Below are 217 nucleotides of genomic sequence, written 5' to 3' on the forward strand. Positions count from 1 at the left end.
AAATATCACATTGTGTTCACCCCTAAGTATAGACAAAAAGTGATCTATAATCAATATCGAAGTAGTTTGGGAGAAATATTCCATAGATTATGTAGTTATAAAGGTGTTGAGATTATCGAGGGCCATTTAATGCCAGATCATGTTCATATGTTGGTAAGTATTCCACCTAGAATTAGTATTTCAAGTTTCATGGGATATTTAAAAGGTAAAAGCGCTC

1 protein-coding gene is annotated in these 217 nt (G+C 32.7%); it reads left to right on the top strand.

The annotated features are described in order from the left end of the window. A partial coding sequence (gene tnpA / locus HMPREF2837_RS10640; protein ID WP_148131797.1) for an IS200/IS605 family transposase occupies nucleotides 1-217 on the top strand: 217 nt, incomplete at both ends.

Origin of the sequence: Streptococcus sp. HMSC071D03, assembly GCF_001812125.1 — a bacterium.
In the GTDB taxonomy this organism is placed as follows: domain Bacteria; phylum Bacillota; class Bacilli; order Lactobacillales; family Streptococcaceae; genus Streptococcus; species Streptococcus pseudopneumoniae_N.